This is a genomic window from Arthrobacter sp. Cza30, from assembly GCF_059090765.1.
Genome location: NZ_JBNHGA010000004.1, coordinates 20,403 through 35,688, shown reverse-complemented (window position 1 = coordinate 35,688; position 15,286 = coordinate 20,403). Strand labels below are relative to the sequence as shown.

Here is a 15,286-nt window from a genome sequence, read left to right as displayed (position 1 = left end):
GTCACTCCTCGGTGCGGATGAAGGCCAGTGCCGAGACGACGAGGGTCGTCCCGTCGGTCAGCGTGCCGTTGGTCGGCGAGAGAAGACGGGGGCCTCGACCGAGCGCGTCGATGAAGGCGGCCGCCTGCGTCGCGTCGGCGAGCTCGACGGTGATCGTGAGCGGGATCTGCTGCTGCGGCGACGCCTCGGCGTCGGCGGGCGCGGATGCCTCGGGCGCCGTATCGGCGGGGCCACCGGTCGCGGCGCCGGCGGGGGCGTCTGCGCCCGGCTCGGCGGCTGCCGTCGGCGCGTCCGCGGGCGGCGTGGCGCCGGCGGCGGGGGCCTCGGCGCCGCCGTCCTCGGCGCCCGGGACGATCGGCGCCCACGGCTCCCGTTCCGCAGCGACCACGCTGGTGATCGTCGCTCCGGTGTCGGCCGCGGCGGCGAGGATGATCTCGTGGACGTCGTCCAGCTTCGGGATCGCGGCGATCTCGCGGCGCAGCTCCGCCAGACCGGCGGTGATCTCGGTCATGCGCTGCTTGTCGGCCGAGAGCCGCTGCACCTGGATCTCGTACACGTCGTTGGTCTGGGCGACGGTGCGAGCCTGCGCATCGGTCGTCTGCGACGCGCCGTACATCGGCAGGGCGATGAGGCACACGCCGGCGACGACGACGCCGATGACGACGACCGCGCCGAGCAGATTGATCAGCTGCTTGGGGATGTTCACTCGTCGACCTCCTCGGCGTACGCACCCGAGTAAATCGATTGGTCGACGGTGAGGCGCATCTCGTAGGTGTAGGCGCCCTGCTCCTCCATGACCTGCCAGCCGTCCGCTTCCAGCACACCGGGAAGCGCGCGAAGCGCACGGATGATCGGCACGATCTCGGCGGGCGTGGCGCTGGTGAGCGTCACCGTGCCGCTCACGCCGACCTCGACCGTCGGGTCGTCGCCCTGTGGCATCCCCCCGGGAGTGAGGTTGAACCCGGAGGTGCTGACGCCCGGCGGCAGCGCGCTCTGCACCGTCCGCAGCAGTCCGCTCCACGACAGGTCGTTGGCCATGGCGTCGGCGCGGTAGCCGCGCAGCTCGGTTCCGAGGTCGAGAGCCTGGCGCACATCCGCCAGTGCCGCCAGGTCGGTCAGCAGCGCGCTGGTGCGGGCGTTCTCGGAGGCCAGTCGCAACGCGGCCGAGAACTGCAGGTAGAACGCGCCGGCCGATGCGGCGCCCACGAGCAGCAGCGCCGCCAGGAGCGCGCCCACCCAGCGGCGGGCGAGCGCGGATCGCTCGCGACGCTCGGTCTCAGCGCGCGGCATGAGATTGACGCGGGGCGCGCCGCCCCACTGCGGGACGGCCGCGTTGGCGGTGGCCATCAGCGGGCGCCGCCCATCGCCAGCCCGACGGTCGCCAGGAGATTCAACGCATCCTCGCCTTCCGGCATGAGCCTGCCTGTGATGACCTGGCCGACGTCGAGGTATTCGACCGGGATCGGCAGGCTGGCCGCGAGCGCCGCGGCGACGCCGGGAGCCGCCGCGCCGGCGCCGCTGAGCAGCACGCTGCTGACCGGCTGCGCGCCGGTGCGGTCGGCGTAGAACGCCAGGGTGCTGCGCAGCCGCGCGGCGAGGTCGGCCACGGCGGATTCCGACATGCCGGTCGGCCGCGGTGCCCGGCTCGCGGACCGGATGCGGCGCGCCGGGGCGCCGTCGGTGGGAGGGACCGTCTCGAGGGCCTCTTCGGGCTGACTCTCCTCGGCGACCTCGGCCAGCGCAGCGAGTTCGCGTGCCCGCACCGCGCCGGTCACGATGTCGACGGGGATGATGCGGACGAAGCGCGGGATGCCTCCTTCGATCACCACGACGTAGCTCGTGTGGTCGCCCAGGTGGAAGGCGGCCACCGCCTCGTGCGGCGCGGTGACCTTGGTGGCGGCGCGTGCGAGCCCGAACGGGGCCAGGTCGACGACATCCACCGTGAGCTTGGCCTTCGAAACGGCGGCGATGAGCTCCTCGACCGTCTCGGCCACCGCGGCCACCAGCAGGCCCGTCACCTGATCGCCCTCCTGCGAGGCCGGGTAGAAGTCGAGCACGGCCTGGTCGAGCGGCACCGGCAGGAGGTCCTGCACCTGGTACGGCAGCGCCTGACGCAGGAGGTCGGGGCGCATGGCCTGCGTGGTGAACTCGCGGACGAGGATGCGGCGGCTGCCGAGGCCGAGCACGACGCGCCGGTTCTTGATTCCGGCGCGGCTCCACAGCTGGCGCAGCGCCAGGGCGACGGCATCCGCGTCGAACACCTCGGAGTCCTTCGCCGCTCCCGGAGGCAGCGGCACGGAACCGCTCGCGACGAGGGTCGGCTTGCCGCCGGTGGTCACCTCGGCGGCGCGGACGCCTTCCTCGGTGATCTCCAGTCCCACGATCGTCTTCGCCATGACCCGTCCTTCCTGCTGATGTCGTGCGCCGGTCAGGCGACCACGAAGAGTCCGATGTACGACTGCGCGAGCCACTCCCCCGCGGCGATGCCGACCCACGCACCTGCGAGCATCCATGGCCCGAACGGAATCGCGGTGCGGCGGCTCGCGCGGCGCGTCAGGAGCAGGGCGATGCCGAAGATCCCACCGAGGAGGAAGGCCGCGAAGGCGCCGACGACGAGGGCTCCCCAGCCGAGCCACCCGAGGCACAGGCCGACGACGCCGGCGAGCTTCACATCGCCGCCTCCCATGCCTCCCGGGCGGACGAGGCGCAGGAGGGCATAGAACGCGTACAGCACGACCCCGCCGAGCGCCGCCCGCAGCAGCGCCGCCCACTCGGCACCCAGCAGGCACGCGAGCGTGAGCAGCGCGCCGATGACGAGGTAGCTCGGCAGCACGATGGCGTTGGGCAGCCGGTGGGTGTCGAGGTCGATGAGTGTGAGCGCGATCGTGATCGCCGCGAAGTAGAGGTACGCCGCGATGACGGCGGTGGCCGCTCCCGTGCCCGCCGTCGGCGTGGCCTGCGCGAACAGCAGGCCCACGACGCCGACGAACGCGACGGCGGTGGCCGCTTCGACGAGCGGGTACCGGCGCGAGATGGGAGTGCCGCAGTCGCGGCAGCGGCCGCGGAGCGCGAGCCACGACAGCACGGGCACGTTCTGCCAGGGCCGCACGGGCGCATCGCATGCGGGGCACCGGCTCTCGCGCGTGAGCGGGATGCCGGCGGGCACGCGATACACGACCACGTTGAGGAACGAGCCGATCGCCAGCCCGAAGAGTCCGGCGAATGCCAGGACGACGGCATATGCGGCACTGTTCACGCGTCAGTCCTCGCTCTGGTACACGAGCTCGCCGAGCCGCTGGATCACCGAAGATTCCACCAGGCCGCCGTCGCCGGTGATCCGGCAGCCCAGCTGCTCGAAGGCCGTGCTCCACGCCATCGGCTCGCAGGTGTAGGTCGCGGAGGAGTGCATGTGCGTGACGTCGTTCGTGTAGTACTGGCCCGAGAAGCTGGAGGTCGTCGTTCCCGTGAGGCCGCACGGTGAGTAGATCATGATGTGGACATCGGGGTCGATGGACCCCGAGACGTCGAACTTGTCGTTCTGCGAGCCGTTGCCGCAGTGCGGCACGGGCTCGCCGCCGCTGAAGTTGCGACTGGCGTCCGAGTGCACGAAAACCATCTGGTGCGGCCCGCCGGCTTCGCTGATCGTGCCGCTGACGGAGACGACCATCCTCACCGACGGCTTCGCGATGAAGACCACGTCTCGGCGCACGGTCGCCCCGTTCAGCGAGATCGTCACGGCGCCGTTCCCGCACGAGGTGAAGTCCAGCACGAGGGGGTCCCCGGCGGTGGAGAGCAGCGACGCGATGGTCGGGCTCGGGTTGTTGCTCACCAGACGGCAGGGATCGGTTGCGGCGTAGGCGGCGCCCCAGCCGGTGTTGTCGAGGTCGATCCAGCGTGTCGCTGCTCCCAGCCACGAGAGAGTCGGCGTGAACACCGGGTCGCTCGTGTGCGACGGGGTTCGCGTGCCGTCGACGGTCCATTTGGAGCCGACCGTGATCGCGCCGCGCGACGTGAGGCTTCCGGTGACCCGCGCTGGGGTGCTTCCCTCATCGGTCAGCGCGATCGGCCCCTTGGCGGTGATGCTGCCTTCGATGAGCGCGCCGCCGTTGGCCGAGATCCTCACCGCGCCGTTGGTGGTGATGTTCCCTCGGATCGTGACGGCCTGACTCGAGCTCGTCACGTCGCCGCTGGCCCACACGTTCCCGTTGATGGTGCAGTTGTTGCTGAGCTCGACCGTGCCCTCGAGCACGTACAGGTCGCCGTCGAGCACCCCGCCGATGTTGCACGACCAGTCACCGTGGCGAAGAACGAGGTCGCCGGTGTAGCGCGAGACGCCGGCGTTGAAGCTGACCGAGAAGTACGTGACGACACCGCCGGGCGTCTCGGAGGGGAAGACCTGCCAGGGGTAGACGGAGTCGATCGTCGTGGTGGATCCGTCCGGCGCGGTTCCGGTGGACCGGATCACGACGTACCGGCTCTCGCGGGTCGGGCATCCCGCGGTCACCCCCGGGTCGGTCGCGGTGTCGGGGCGATCCCCCGTGGTGACGAAGATGGCGCTCTCGTAGCGCGGTGTCGTTCCCGAGAACGTCGTGCTCGCGCAGCCCCGGGCCAGCGCGGCGACGGCGACGTCGCGCCCGGACTCGGCCGCGACGAACGCCTGCGTGTCGTTCCTGGTGGCGTCGTTCCTGGTGACGGTGAAGATGACGGATGCTGCGACGGTGCTCGCCACGATGAACCCGACGAGCATGACCACGAGGACGGTGATCAGAACAGCACCGTCGTCGTCCCCGCGCGGACGCCGGATCCGTGTGTTCACCAGCACGGTGCGCTCACCCCCGTCGCCGCCGAGCGGGAGGCCGCTTCGCCGAGGAATCTCACGGACGCGGAATCGGTCCGGACATCGAACGCGTACCTCACCGTGTCACCGGATCGGGTGAAGTAGTCGGCGCCGTCCGCGCGGGCGATGCCCTGCTGCCAGGATGTCCACGTGCTGGGGTCGGTCAGCGTCGCCGAGGACTGCGAGAAGCGCGCGGTTCCGTCTGTCAGGAAGAACCCTTGGCATTCGAGGCTGCCATCGAGCGACGTGCGCACCCGGAGCTGCGAGCCGTCGGCGGAGACGTCGAACTCGAGTGCGTTGCGCACGGCGCGCTCGATCGTGGCACCCATCGTCTGTCCTCGGTTGGTGGCGGTGTTGACGCTGTCGACATCGCGCTGGGTCGTCCACGAGAGCACGAGCACCGTGGTGATCGCGCTCAGCGCGAGCAGGGCCAGCATCATCGCGATGATGAGCTCGATCAGCGTCAGCCCGGCCTCGGCGCTGTCATCGCGGGTCATGGCACGTACACGATGGCGGTCAGGTCCGCGAGTCGGTCGCCGCTCCCGTCGACAGCCGTCAGTCGCACACTGACGGTCTTGTTCGTCGAGGGACAGGCACCGGAGGTGCCCGAGATGACGATGCTCTGGCCGGAACCGGTCGTGATGGTGCGACTGGCGGTCGCAGTGGCGATCTGCGCGCACGTGGGGTTCTCGCGGGTCTCCTCGAGCAGCGCGTGGATCTGACGAGAGGCCGTCGCCGTTGCGGACTGCTGCACGGAGAGAAGGAGGCCCTGCCACAGCGCCGGAAGGATCGCGACCGCGACCAGCCCGAGGAGGAACATCGCGATGATGACCTCGACGAGGCTGAAACCCTCCTCGGTGCGTGTCACGATGTCACCTCCTGACGAAGCGCTCAGGCCAGGGCCGCCCCCCAGGCTTGGGGCGACCCTGGCCGGTCTGATGCGGCGCGGTTCGGGTGTCACGCCGGCGATCGGTCGGGCGGACCAGGCCCGGCGCTCCCTCCCTAGCGCCGGACCAGGCCGGTCAGAAGTGTTACGGGCAGCCAGGACCGGCCGTCGCGTAGTCGACACCACTCGTCGCGCCACCACGGGACGCGGAAACGCAGAAGCCGTCGAGCGTTCGGCTGGTGCCAACCCACGCCACGGTGATGTCACCCTCCGTCAGGTTGTCGAAGTCCTCTGTGTCCGCTGCTTCCTGGGCGATCGAGGACGAGGCCTGGGTCGCGGCATTTGCGGCCGCAGCCTCCAGCGCGTTGCGCGAAGCGTCCGCCTGCAGGTTCAGGAAGATCGGGATGGCCACAGCGGCGAGGATGCCGAGGATCACGACGACGACGATGAGCTCGATGAGCGAGAAGCCGGCCTCACCGGACTCCTCACGGCGGGCCTTCTCGGCCTCGATGTAGTTGCGGATGAAGGAACGCATTGGCGGCTCGCTTTCTGAAGGATGAAGAAACATCCCTGATAGACCGCGTTTTCGCCCAGTCGCCCAGTCTCGTCAGGCTGAGATCCGATTTCATGCCTTCGCATGATCCTTACCTCGCGGTCAATCATTAAAGACTTCTCATGATCTGTCAACCTGAGATCCTCAAGAGCAGATCAGCGAATCCTCAACGTCGCGCGCGCCTGCGTGACGACGGGTCACCCGTCCAGTACATCGAGTCTCACGGTGACCGGTCCACCGTCGACGAGTGACTCGGCATCCCGCACCGCCTTCTTCAGCGGCAGCAGATACGCCCCTCGCTGCGAGTCGGGGAAGATCGAGGTCTGCCACTCCGAGCCGCCGACGCGGGCCCGCACCCGCACGGAGCCGAAGCCCCGAGGCGGCCGCGGGATCTCGCGAATGTCGTCGCTGAGCTCCGGCGGCACGGTGGTGAAGTACCAGGACGTGTCGTCGCGGCCGTCCCAGCGGAAGACAGCGCCCTCGAACTCGATGATCACGGCGTCAGGCTACCCGCGCGCCGCGACATCGCTCCGAGAGAAGACGCTCACAGGTGCTCCCCCGGCGGGCCGCCGTAGCGGTCGACGAGGCGCTGCAGACAGTTCGACCACCCCTCGACGTGGCTGGATCGCTCCTCCTCGGATGCGAAGCCCGCATGTCGGACGGTGACGCGGGTGGCGGCATCCGCTGTGCGCGCGAGCGTGATCTCGACGTCGGTGGACCCCTCCTCGCCGGCCCAGCGCCATGCGAGCCGCAGGCTGACGGGTGCCTCGAACGTCAGGATCTTCGCCTCGACGGCGAGGTCGGCCACCTCGGACCGCACCTCCCACCGGCCCAGCTCGAACAGCTCCACGGTCGCGGTCGTCTCGAAGCGCTCCGGCCAGATCCACTGCGCGAGGCGGTCGGCCGCGGTGAGGTCCGCCCATACCGCGTCGACGGATGCCGCCACCAGCGCGCGCTCTGTCAGCTCATGCATGGCTGACACGCTAGCGCCCCACCCGCGGCGACGCCCGGCCTCCGGGAATCGGGCGGCAGCGCTGACCGCGCGCGGAACAGATGCCGCGCCCGTTACGTCACCAGAGCGGGTGGATCGCCTCGCGCAGCCGCCGGTCGTACACCTCGTGCACGGCGCGGTCGAACGGGGCCAGGTCGAAGCTTCCCTCGAGGAGCGCCGCGGCGTCGGCGTTCGCCTGCGCCTGCTGCACGTTCCGTGCGCCCGGGATGACGCTGGTCACACCGGGCTGCGCCGCGATCCACGCGAGCGTCGCGGCCGGCAGCGACACGCCCTCGGGAAGGGCCGCCGCCAGCTCGCGGGCTGCCTCGACGCCCACCTCGAAGTCGACGCCCGAGAACGTCTCGCCGCGGTCGAACGCCTCGCCGTGCCGGTTGTAGGTGCGGTGGTCGTCGGCGGCGAACGTCGTCTGCGCCGTGTACCTACCCGACAGCAGGCCCGAGGCCAGGGGCACGCGCGCGAAGATCGCCACTCCCGCTTCGGCGGCGGCCGGCAGCACCTGGTCGAGCGGCTTGAGCCGGAACGGGTTCACGATGATCTGCACGTTCGTGACGTTCGGGCGCGCGATGGCGGCGAGCGCCTGCGCACTGGTCTCGACCGAGACACCGTACGCGGCGATCGCACCATCGGCGACGAGCTCGTCGAGCGCGTCGTACGTCGCGTCGTCGTCGATGACGGCCGAGGGCGGGCAGTGCAGCTGCACCAGGTCGAGCGTGTCCACGCCGAGGTTGAGGCGCGACCGCTCCGTCCAGGCGCGGAAGTTCTCGGGCGTGTAGTTCTCGGGTTCCTGCGCCAGGCGCCGCCCCATCTTGGTGGCGACTGTCACGCCGGCGCCGGGGCGCTCGGCCAGGAAGGCGCCGATGATCGACTCGCTGCGGCCATCGCCGTAGACGTCGGCGGTGTCGAACAGCGTGACGCCGCGATCGACGGATGCCGCCAGCACCGCGTTCGCGTCCTCCTCGGTGACCGCCCCCCAGTCGGCACCCAGCTGCCACGTTCCCAGGCCGATCGCCGACACCTCGCGTCCGGTGCGGCCGAGTGGTCGTTGCTGCATGGTGGCTCCTTCTGGATGACGCGGGCCGGGTGACGCGTCCAGCATGTCACGCTCGTGGGGCCGGCGGCCGAGCCGCCGGCCCCACGGACGCGGCGATAGCATGAAGCGGTGGACGGCAGCACGGCGCACCCGATCCGCACGATCGGGATCATCGGTGCCGGCAGGGTGGGCACGGTCCTCGCCCGCCTGGCCCTGGCGGCCGGCTTCCGGGTGGTCATCGCGGGATCGGGCGCTCCGGAGCGCATCGCATCCACGATCCAGACCGTGGCCCCGGGCGCGGTGGCCGCCGAGGCATCCGTCGTCGCCCGGAACTCCGACGCGGTGATCCTCGCCCTGCCGCTGGGAAAGCACCGGACCCTCCCGGTCGACGCGCTCCGGGGGAAGCTCGTGCTCGACGCCATGAACTACTGGTGGGAGGTCGACGGGCTGCGCAATGAGCTGAGCGATCCGCGCACGTCGACCAGTGAGATCGTGCAGGCGTTCCTCGCCGAGTCGCGCGTGGTGAAGGCGCTCAACCACATGGGGTACCGCGACCTCGAGGACGAAGCGCGGCCCCGCGGGACGGCCGGCCGGAAGGCGATCGGGATCGCCGGCGACGACCCCGACGATGTGGCGGCCGCGGCGGGCATCGTCGACGCGCTCGGATTCGACCCCGTCGTGGTCGGACCGCTCGCCGAGGGGGTGCGGCTCGAACCGGGCACCGAGCCGTTCGGCGCGGACGTCGACGCCGACGAGCTGCGGCACATGCTCGCCCGGTTCGCCGACTCGCAGCGCGGCCGGATGCTCGCGCGCGCCCGGTCGTCGACGCCCGACGCGGCGGCCTAGCGTCCGATCCGCCTCAGGGTGAGGTCTCCGATCGCGATCACCGCGACGCCGATGAGGTACACCACGAGATCGCGAGCGTCGAACACCGTCCCGAGGACCAGCATCGCCGGCGGGAAGACCGCGCCGAGGGCGAGCGGGATGCCGGTGAGCTGGAACAGCTCGACCGCCAGGCACCACGCCGCAGCGATCCCCGCGACCAGAAGCGGGTGCGACCGCGGCGCCACCACCACGAGCCCCAGGAAGACGGCCGACGCGTACAGCGCGTCGCCGGCGATGTCCGTGGCCGCGGTGTCGGGAAGGAACCCGTGCACGAGGAGACCGGCCAGCACGACAGCGCAGAGACACCCCGCCGCGACGAGTCTGCGCACCGTCTGCGGGCGACCCGGAGCAGGAGGAGCCGCCGCCCGATGTCGGCCGCGCGAAGGCGGGAGCGTCACGGGATGACCCCCGCCGCGCGGGCGGGTTCGGCGTACGCGTCGGCGAGCGAGGCGACGGTGTCGTGCGCGTTCAGTCCGCTCGGATTCGGCACCACCCACAGCTCGGCGTCGCCGAGGGAGTCCGATTGGCGCCCGGCCTGCGCGCGGGGCCGGGCGAACCCGGTGCGATATGCCGTCACGCCGACGATCGCCACGACCCGCGGGCGCCATCGCGTGACGTCGACCGCCAGCCGGGCGGCGCCGTCGCGGAGCTCGGCGCGGGTCAGTTCGTCGGCGCGCGCCGTCGCGCGGTGCACGATGTTCGAGATGCCGATGCCCGCGTTCAGCAGCATGCCGCGGTCGGCCGGAGGCATCCCGTCGTCGTCGATCCTGGGAAGGCGCGGGAGGATGCCGGCCGCGACCAGCGCCGGGTAGAACCGGTTGCCCGGGTGACCGAAGTGCGCGCCGGTCGCGGCCGTCCACAGCCCCGGGTTGATGCCGATGAACACCAGGCGGGGCTGCTCCGGCATGAGGTCGGGGACGCTGCGCCCACGGAAGCTCTCCAGCTCGGCGCGCGTGAACCCCATGCCCTCAGTCTGGCGGAGCGCCGCTCACCGGGGCGATTCAGCCGTCCTCGCGGTTGGGATTGTCGAGGCGGAAGAAGTTCGACGGCGAACCGTCCGAGCGGGTCTCCTGGTAGATGAAGTTCAGGCCGCGCTCGTCGAACGTCCCGAACCACTCCTCCCAGCTCACGTGCTTCAGCGACTGCGAGTCGTCGCCGAAGTCGAGGCGCAGCACACCGAGGTGTCCCTCCTGCTCGGTGCCTTCCACGGTGGCCGGCGTCGCGTTCCGGTCCTCGGCCCACTGGCGGATGACGTCGTGGCTCGTGGTCGCGAGGCTTCGCCCTTCTCGCTCCGGCTCCTCGTCGGGAGAGGTCACCTCCTGCGAGTACTTCAGCGAGGACGATGCCTCCGGCCCCTGCCGGATGTGCCCGCCGTCGGGGCCGGCACCTTCGACCTGCACTTCTTCGTCCTTGTCGTCAGCCATGTGTACCTCCTCGGTGGTTGGCACCACTGTGCGTCGCGACGCGCGGAGAGCCCAGGGGCTTGCCGCGCAAGGGCGCGGTCGCTAGCCCGGGCAGCCTCAGCGGTGCGTTCGCGCCGCTAGCTGCGTCGGGCGCCGCCGTCAACCGGGTACGGATGCTGTGGGCGTCGATCTACGTTCGCGGAAGGGAAGGAACAAGCACGATGAGCGACGCACAACGCGGCAACACCAAGCACGCGCAGGAGCTCGACGACCAGCTCGAGCAGGAGACGCGCGGCATGGTTCAGGGCCACCCCGGAGCTGCACACGCCGAGCCGTTCCGCGAGACCGAGCCTCTGCCGGACGACGCCGACGACATCGAGACGCAGCGCGCATTCCGCCGGGACGGTCCCGAGATCGCCGACGACGAGACGCGGCCGACGGACTGACGAACAGCCCGTCGACACTGCGCTCCTATTCGCCCCGGCCGCCGGATCCCGCGCCGCGCTGCGAGGCGCGTAGGACCCCGAGGTAGAAGACCGCCGCACCGGGTGTGGCGAGAGCGGCGAGGATCGCGACGACGGGCTGGAGACGCCCGCCCTCTGCGAGCAGGAGGTGCGCGACACCCTGCAGCGCCGCGCACGCGCAGCCGGTCCAGAGCACCGCCCACCGCGCTCGCGCCGCCCGCAGCGACGACGTGCGCCGCTGCGGCGCCAGGAAAGCGGCGATCGCGAGGACGCCGGTCACCACGAGGCTCATCCGCTGGTCGAGCGCCGTCATGCCGGACGGTCCGAGGGCGCCGGGGCCGAGGACGCCCCACACCGTCATGGCGACCCCGATCGGCAGCAGACCGACCGCGCCGACCAGGCTCACCCATCGCTTCGGAGGGCGCGGCGCACCCGAGAGCAGCGCGCCCCACCGGGTGACGGCGTAGAGGCCGAAGAGCACCGCGAGCGCGGCGGCGAGGAGACCGAAGCCGCTGTAGACCAGAACGAAAGCCCACCCGGCGAGGCCTCCGTCCTCCGCCGCGGTGAACGGTCGACCGGATGCCGCCTGCAGCACCATCCCCAGCGGCAGCCCGAACAGGATCGGGACGAGCAGCCCCGTCGCGGCGCCTGCGGTCACGGTCGCGAGCCACCCCGGAACGCGCCGGCCCCACGGACGCGTGAGTGCGAAAGCGGACGCGATCGCGGCCAGCTCCATCGCGGCGGTCACGGCGTTGCCGACGACGAACCGCGGGGTCCGCATCGCCTCGATCGCCGCCTCGTCCTCGAGCCCGACAGTGAGGCCTGCCATCCAGGCGACCTTGAGCGCGAGATACGGCAGCGTCGCAAGGATCGCCGCCCAGAACGCGATGGTGCGGACAGCCGCCGATCCCTCCGACACAGCGCGCTGGTTCCTCATGTCGCGCCTCACGCTACGACGTGTCGGCGGTCGGATGCCACTTCACGGCTGTGTGCATCGCCCAGGTCGACGGCCTACCGTTGCGTGCGTCGAAAGGAGGCGGCATGACCGACGACAGCCTTCGTCGCAGGCCGCTGCGGCGCGCGGCATCCTTCACGGCGCGGCTCGCGGAGCAGCCCCGCGTGCTGCTGGCCGCCAAGACGGCCCTCGCGGCGGTGCTGGCGTGGTACCTCGCCCCGCTCATCCCCTTCGCCCAGGCCGAGTACTCGTACTACGCGCCGTTGGGCGCTCTCGTCACGATGCATCCGACGATCGCCCGGTCGCTGCGCGTGGGGTGGCAGGTCCTGCTGGGGATCGCGGCCGGGATCGCACTGGGACTCGCGGGGACCGCGGCCGCGCGCCTCGGTGTGCCCGGAGGCATCGTGCTGGCGGTCGTGCTGGGCGTGGCCGTGCTCACCGGTGGCCTCCGTGTCTTCGGCGCAGGTCGGGACTGGGTGCCGCTGGCTGGGCTCTTCGTGCTGCTCACCGCCGGAGCGCAGCCGCAGGAGTTCTCGGTGTCGTACCTCGTGACGATGGCCTTCGGCGTGCTGGTCGGCGTGGCGGTGAACTTCCTGCTCCTGCCGCCGCTGTACCTCCGCCGGGCGAGCGAACGGCTCTCGACACTGCGCGAAGCGGTCACCCGCGTGCTCGAGGATGCGGCGGACGCTGTCGCGAGCGGCGAGATCGACCGCGACAGTTTCAGCGCCGCGCTCACCGAGCTGTCGGACCGGATCTCGGCGGTCAGCGCGGACGTGAGCGAGGCCGATGAGAGCAGCCGCGCGAACCCCCGTCGGCGCCGCCAGGCGCACGTCCAGGAGGAGAACGCCCACCGCCTCTCCGCGCTCGAGCGGACGGCGTTCCTCACGCGCGATCTGGTGGACCTGCTCGAGGAGCTGCAGTCCTCCGACGACGGCGGCGTGGTCTCCGCGGTCCGGGACGAACTGACCGAGGCCATCCGCCGCGTGGCGACCCTTGTGGCCACGCCGCTCGGTCACCCCGAGGGGCCGGCGCGCCTGGAGGAGGCATCCCGCGCATTCGAGGCGTACGAGCGGGCGCTCGGGATGCCGCGTCCCGGTGGCCGTTCCGACGTGGCGACCGGCGCAGCCATCGAGCTGTGCCTCCGGCGGATCATCGACGTGTCACGCGCGTTCGTCTGAACGGGACGCAGGGATCATGGACGGATGTGTTCGCCCCGTCGATCCGCGAGCGACCAACCTGCCAGCACGATGCTCTGCACGCCGATCCCGATCATGGTCGCGTGCGGCCAGTATCCTCCCGCCAGCGTCGCCGCGATGCCGATCAGCGGGGTTGCGGCGAGCAGGAGCCGGATTCGGAGCGCAACGCCGCGCCGCCGAGCAGCCGCGACGGCGACGACGATCGAGAAGAGGAAGATCGCCGCCAGCACGAAGGCCTCGGCGCCCCACAGCGCGTGAAGAGGCGCGTCGGAGGGGTGGTTCAGGTAGCTGAGCAGTGTCACCGGAGCGAGGACCAGCCAGCCGCCGCTGAGCGCGCGCCCGAGGGGGCCGAAGCGACACAATGCTGGGTTCATGGCCCACCACGCCAGGAGCATCGAAGGGACGATGGCGACCCCGAACACGAGATAGCGGTCATCGAGGCCCTGCGCTGCGAGCGCCCGCTCGAGAGCACGGTAGGGCAGGGCGTCGTAGAGCCAGCGCACCCACGTGTGCGGCGAATCCGAGGCCCACCAGCGCTGCCATTCGACGGCCTGAGGCGGAAGCGCCAGCAGCGCCCAGATCGTCGCCAGGATGCCGGCGAGCACGCGGGTTATGGTGCGAATGTGCCGCAGACTCGGTCGGCCCCCGCTCCCCAGAGCAGGCGCGGCGCGTCGTGCGGAACGTCACCTCCCGCGAGCACGAAAGAGGGCCGGCCTTCGGCCGACCCTCTGACGTTTCTGTCGGGATGACAGGATTTGAACCTGCGACCCCTTGACCCCCAGTCAAGTGCGCTACCAAGCTGCGCCACATCCCGAAGCCCGCGCTCGCGCGCGGACAACTCCCCCATCCTACCCGCTCGGAGGATCCGCCGCGAACCGGCCGCGGGCCCGGCGCGTCGTACGAGTCTTGTCGGTGTCGTCACCCCCGGCTACCGTCGCGACATGGCGCGAATCACCATAAAGCCCGCCACACCGGACCGGTTCGATGACGCGGAGCACACGCTGACGGGCGGCGGTGACGGCGCGTCCTGCCAGTGCCAATGGTGGATGATGCCCGGCACCGAGTGGAACACGACCACGCGCGACCAACGCACCGCGATGCTGCGGCGCGAGCTCGACGAGGGGCCGCCGCCGGCGCTCATCGCCTACGTCGACGACGAGCCTGCCGGCTGGGTGCGCGTCGGCCCCCGTACGAGACAGGTGCGCTTGGCGCGCACGCGCAACTACGCCGCGCACTCCCAGGAGCCGTGGGACGACCCCTCCGTGTGGGCCGTGAGCTGCTTCGTCGTGCGGAAGGAGCATCGGCGCATCGGCGTGAACGCCCGGCTGCTCGAGGCGGCCATCGACTATGCGCGCACGAGCGGCGCGCGCGTGCTCGAGGCGTACCCCCTCGACCCCGCGAGCGGGCGCCGGAAATCCTCGAACGAGCTCTACCACGGGATCCTGTCGACCTTCCGAGACGCCGGCTTCCGCGAGGTGGCGCGGCCGCGGCCGGACCTCGCCATCGTCTCGCTCGAGCTGAGCGGCTGACGCGCGCGGCCCGCCTCCACCACCGGTGCACGACGCAGCGCCCAGGCGGCGCGAGGCATCCGTCATGCGACGATGATGGGGGCAGGCGCACGAGGGGAAGCACGCGCCCGGCCCTGCTCGGACCACGCCTCAGCCGGAAGGACAGCATCATGACGGATGCCGCGGTCAGGGTCGACGCGTGGCTGTGGGCTGTCCGGGTGTACAAGACCCGCTCCGCCGCGACGACCGCGTGCCGCGCCGGACACGTCCGGGTCAACGGCGAGCGCGCGAAGGCCGCCCAGCAGGTCCGGGTCGGCGACGAGCTGCGGGTGCGCATCCACGGGTTCGACCGGGTCCTCGTCGTGAAGCAGCCGATCTCCAAGCGCGTGGGGGCGGCCGTGGCCGTGGAAGCGGTCGAGGACCGCACGCCCCCGCCCCCGCCGCGCGAGTTCGCCGGCGTCATCGCGATCCGGGACCGGGGCGCCGGCCGTCCGACCAAGCGGGAACGGCGCGAGATCGACCGGCTCCGTGGCCGCGACGAAGATCTTCACCGCTGA

21 protein-coding genes and 1 tRNA gene are annotated in these 15,286 nt (G+C 71.3%); 5 read left to right on the top strand and 17 right to left on the bottom strand.

All coding sequences use genetic code 11. The annotated features are described in order from the left end of the window. Position 1: 1 nt before the first annotated feature. From AC5RVZ_RS13735 to AC5RVZ_RS13685, 11 genes are all read right to left on the bottom strand, one after another. Positions 2-706: a hypothetical protein gene (locus AC5RVZ_RS13735; protein ID WP_494066329.1), complete on the bottom strand. Its 705-nt coding sequence runs from the start codon at positions 704-706 to the stop codon at positions 2-4. Next, complete coding sequence (locus AC5RVZ_RS13730; RefSeq protein ID WP_494066328.1) at positions 703-1,347, bottom strand: hypothetical protein; 645 nt, start codon at positions 1,345-1,347, stop codon at positions 703-705. Before AC5RVZ_RS13730 ends, AC5RVZ_RS13735 begins: the two co-directional genes overlap by 4 nt. Then, positions 1,347-2,396, bottom strand: a complete 1,050-nt coding sequence (gene pilM, locus AC5RVZ_RS13725; protein WP_494066327.1) for a pilus assembly protein PilM — start codon at positions 2,394-2,396, stop codon at positions 1,347-1,349. Before pilM ends, AC5RVZ_RS13730 begins: the two co-directional genes overlap by 1 nt. Positions 2,397-2,428: 32 nt before the next feature. Further along, positions 2,429-3,256, bottom strand: a complete 828-nt coding sequence (locus AC5RVZ_RS13720) for a prepilin peptidase (protein ID WP_494066326.1) — start codon at positions 3,254-3,256, stop codon at positions 2,429-2,431. 3 nt (positions 3,257-3,259) lie between these two features. Next, on the bottom strand, positions 3,260-4,816 hold the full coding sequence (locus tag AC5RVZ_RS13715) for a bactofilin family protein (protein ID WP_494066325.1): 1,557 nt from the start codon (positions 4,814-4,816) through the stop codon (positions 3,260-3,262). Continuing rightward, a complete protein-coding gene (locus AC5RVZ_RS13710) occupies positions 4,813-5,334 on the bottom strand; it encodes a PilW family protein (protein ID WP_494066324.1) in 522 nt (173 codons plus the stop codon). The genes AC5RVZ_RS13715 and AC5RVZ_RS13710 overlap by 4 nt, the downstream gene beginning before the upstream one ends. Further along, positions 5,331-5,705: a type IV pilus modification PilV family protein gene (locus AC5RVZ_RS13705; protein ID WP_494066323.1), complete on the bottom strand. Its 375-nt coding sequence runs from the start codon at positions 5,703-5,705 to the stop codon at positions 5,331-5,333. The genes AC5RVZ_RS13710 and AC5RVZ_RS13705 overlap by 4 nt, the downstream gene beginning before the upstream one ends. A gap of 163 nt (positions 5,706-5,868) precedes the next feature. Next, positions 5,869-6,258: a type IV pilin protein gene (locus AC5RVZ_RS13700; RefSeq protein WP_494066322.1), complete on the bottom strand. Its 390-nt coding sequence runs from the start codon at positions 6,256-6,258 to the stop codon at positions 5,869-5,871. 215 nt (positions 6,259-6,473) lie between these two features. Beyond that, positions 6,474-6,773 (bottom strand): DUF1905 domain-containing protein, encoded by a 300-nt coding sequence (locus AC5RVZ_RS13695; RefSeq protein ID WP_494066321.1) that lies wholly within the window; start codon positions 6,771-6,773, stop codon positions 6,474-6,476. Between the two features lie 47 nt (positions 6,774-6,820). Beyond that, complete coding sequence (locus AC5RVZ_RS13690; RefSeq protein ID WP_494066320.1) at positions 6,821-7,249, bottom strand: SRPBCC family protein; 429 nt, start codon at positions 7,247-7,249, stop codon at positions 6,821-6,823. Positions 7,250-7,346: 97 nt separating this feature from the next. Next, positions 7,347-8,339, bottom strand: coding sequence for an aldo/keto reductase (locus tag AC5RVZ_RS13685; RefSeq protein ID WP_494066319.1), 993 nt, complete (start codon positions 8,337-8,339; stop codon positions 7,347-7,349). Between the two features lie 108 nt (positions 8,340-8,447). Here AC5RVZ_RS13685 and AC5RVZ_RS13680 point away from each other — a divergent pair, with 108 nt between their 5' ends. After that, complete coding sequence (locus AC5RVZ_RS13680; RefSeq protein ID WP_494066318.1) at positions 8,448-9,164, top strand: NADPH-dependent F420 reductase; 717 nt, start codon at positions 8,448-8,450, stop codon at positions 9,162-9,164. Here the strand turns inward: AC5RVZ_RS13680 and AC5RVZ_RS13675 are convergent. The 3 genes from AC5RVZ_RS13675 to AC5RVZ_RS13665 form a co-directional block, all read right to left on the bottom strand. After that, the gene (locus AC5RVZ_RS13675; RefSeq protein WP_494066317.1) at positions 9,161-9,493 is read right to left on the bottom strand and encodes a ribosomal maturation YjgA family protein; all 333 of its coding nucleotides are present in this window, start codon (positions 9,491-9,493) and stop codon (positions 9,161-9,163) included. The genes AC5RVZ_RS13680 and AC5RVZ_RS13675 overlap by 4 nt on opposite strands. A 104-nt stretch (positions 9,494-9,597) precedes the next feature. After that, on the bottom strand, positions 9,598-10,167 hold the full coding sequence (locus tag AC5RVZ_RS13670; protein WP_494066316.1) for a mismatch-specific DNA-glycosylase: 570 nt from the start codon (positions 10,165-10,167) through the stop codon (positions 9,598-9,600). A gap of 37 nt (positions 10,168-10,204) precedes the next feature. After that, positions 10,205-10,627 (bottom strand): hypothetical protein, encoded by a 423-nt coding sequence (locus tag AC5RVZ_RS13665; protein ID WP_494066315.1) that lies wholly within the window; start codon positions 10,625-10,627, stop codon positions 10,205-10,207. 200 nt (positions 10,628-10,827) lie between these two features. Between AC5RVZ_RS13665 and AC5RVZ_RS13660 the strand changes: the two genes are divergently transcribed. Next, positions 10,828-11,052 carry a hypothetical protein gene (locus AC5RVZ_RS13660; protein WP_494066314.1) on the top strand — a complete coding sequence of 75 codons (225 nt, stop codon included), beginning with the start codon at positions 10,828-10,830 and terminating at the stop codon, positions 11,050-11,052. A gap of 25 nt (positions 11,053-11,077) precedes the next feature. Here AC5RVZ_RS13660 and AC5RVZ_RS13655 read toward each other — a convergent pair whose 3' ends face one another. Continuing rightward, entirely contained in the window at positions 11,078-12,007 is a 930-nt protein-coding gene (locus AC5RVZ_RS13655; RefSeq protein ID WP_494066313.1) for a hypothetical protein, read from the bottom strand. A gap of 104 nt (positions 12,008-12,111) precedes the next feature. On the opposite strand from AC5RVZ_RS13655, the gene AC5RVZ_RS13650 reads away from it, so the two are divergent. After that, positions 12,112-13,203, top strand: a complete 1,092-nt coding sequence (locus tag AC5RVZ_RS13650; RefSeq protein WP_494066312.1) for an aromatic acid exporter family protein — start codon at positions 12,112-12,114, stop codon at positions 13,201-13,203. A gap of 14 nt (positions 13,204-13,217) precedes the next feature. Here the strand turns inward: AC5RVZ_RS13650 and AC5RVZ_RS13645 are convergent, their stop codons facing one another. Together AC5RVZ_RS13645 and AC5RVZ_RS13640 are read right to left on the bottom strand one after the other, a co-directional pair. Continuing rightward, complete coding sequence (locus AC5RVZ_RS13645) at positions 13,218-13,826, bottom strand: hypothetical protein (RefSeq protein ID WP_494066311.1); 609 nt, start codon at positions 13,824-13,826, stop codon at positions 13,218-13,220. A 135-nt stretch (positions 13,827-13,961) separates the two neighbouring features. After that, a tRNA-Pro gene (locus tag AC5RVZ_RS13640) sits at positions 13,962-14,035 on the bottom strand. Positions 14,036-14,162: 127 nt separating this feature from the next. Here AC5RVZ_RS13640 and AC5RVZ_RS13635 point away from each other — a divergent pair. Together AC5RVZ_RS13635 and AC5RVZ_RS13630 are read left to right on the top strand one after the other, a co-directional pair. Next, positions 14,163-14,750, top strand: coding sequence for a GNAT family N-acetyltransferase (locus AC5RVZ_RS13635; RefSeq protein ID WP_494066310.1), 588 nt, complete (start codon positions 14,163-14,165; stop codon positions 14,748-14,750). A gap of 149 nt (positions 14,751-14,899) precedes the next feature. Continuing rightward, entirely contained in the window at positions 14,900-15,286 is a 387-nt protein-coding gene (locus AC5RVZ_RS13630; RefSeq protein WP_494066309.1) for an RNA-binding S4 domain-containing protein, read from the top strand.

Coding starts and splice junctions, on each gene's coding strand:
- AC5RVZ_RS13670 (WP_494066316.1), bottom strand. CDS start 10,167: ATGGGGTTCACGCGCGCCGAGCTGGAGAGCTTCCGTGGGCGCAGCGTC.
- AC5RVZ_RS13710 (WP_494066324.1), bottom strand. CDS start 5,334: ATGACCCGCGATGACAGCGCCGAGGCCGGGCTGACGCTGATCGAGCTC.
- AC5RVZ_RS13635 (WP_494066310.1), top strand. CDS start 14,163: ATGGCGCGAATCACCATAAAGCCCGCCACACCGGACCGGTTCGATGAC.
- AC5RVZ_RS13665 (WP_494066315.1), bottom strand. CDS start 10,627: ATGGCTGACGACAAGGACGAAGAAGTGCAGGTCGAAGGTGCCGGCCCC.
- AC5RVZ_RS13685 (WP_494066319.1), bottom strand. CDS start 8,339: ATGCAGCAACGACCACTCGGCCGCACCGGACGCGAGGTGTCGGCGATC.
- pilM (WP_494066327.1), bottom strand. CDS start 2,396: ATGGCGAAGACGATCGTGGGACTGGAGATCACCGAGGAAGGCGTCCGC.
- AC5RVZ_RS13730 (WP_494066328.1), bottom strand. CDS start 1,347: ATGGCCACCGCCAACGCGGCCGTCCCGCAGTGGGGCGGCGCGCCCCGC.
- AC5RVZ_RS13690 (WP_494066320.1), bottom strand. CDS start 7,249: ATGCATGAGCTGACAGAGCGCGCGCTGGTGGCGGCATCCGTCGACGCG.
- AC5RVZ_RS13700 (WP_494066322.1), bottom strand. CDS start 6,258: ATGCGTTCCTTCATCCGCAACTACATCGAGGCCGAGAAGGCCCGCCGT.
- AC5RVZ_RS13630 (WP_494066309.1), top strand. CDS start 14,900: ATGACGGATGCCGCGGTCAGGGTCGACGCGTGGCTGTGGGCTGTCCGG.
- AC5RVZ_RS13660 (WP_494066314.1), top strand. CDS start 10,828: ATGAGCGACGCACAACGCGGCAACACCAAGCACGCGCAGGAGCTCGAC.
- AC5RVZ_RS13655 (WP_494066313.1), bottom strand. CDS start 12,007: ATGAGGAACCAGCGCGCTGTGTCGGAGGGATCGGCGGCTGTCCGCACC.
- AC5RVZ_RS13650 (WP_494066312.1), top strand. CDS start 12,112: ATGACCGACGACAGCCTTCGTCGCAGGCCGCTGCGGCGCGCGGCATCC.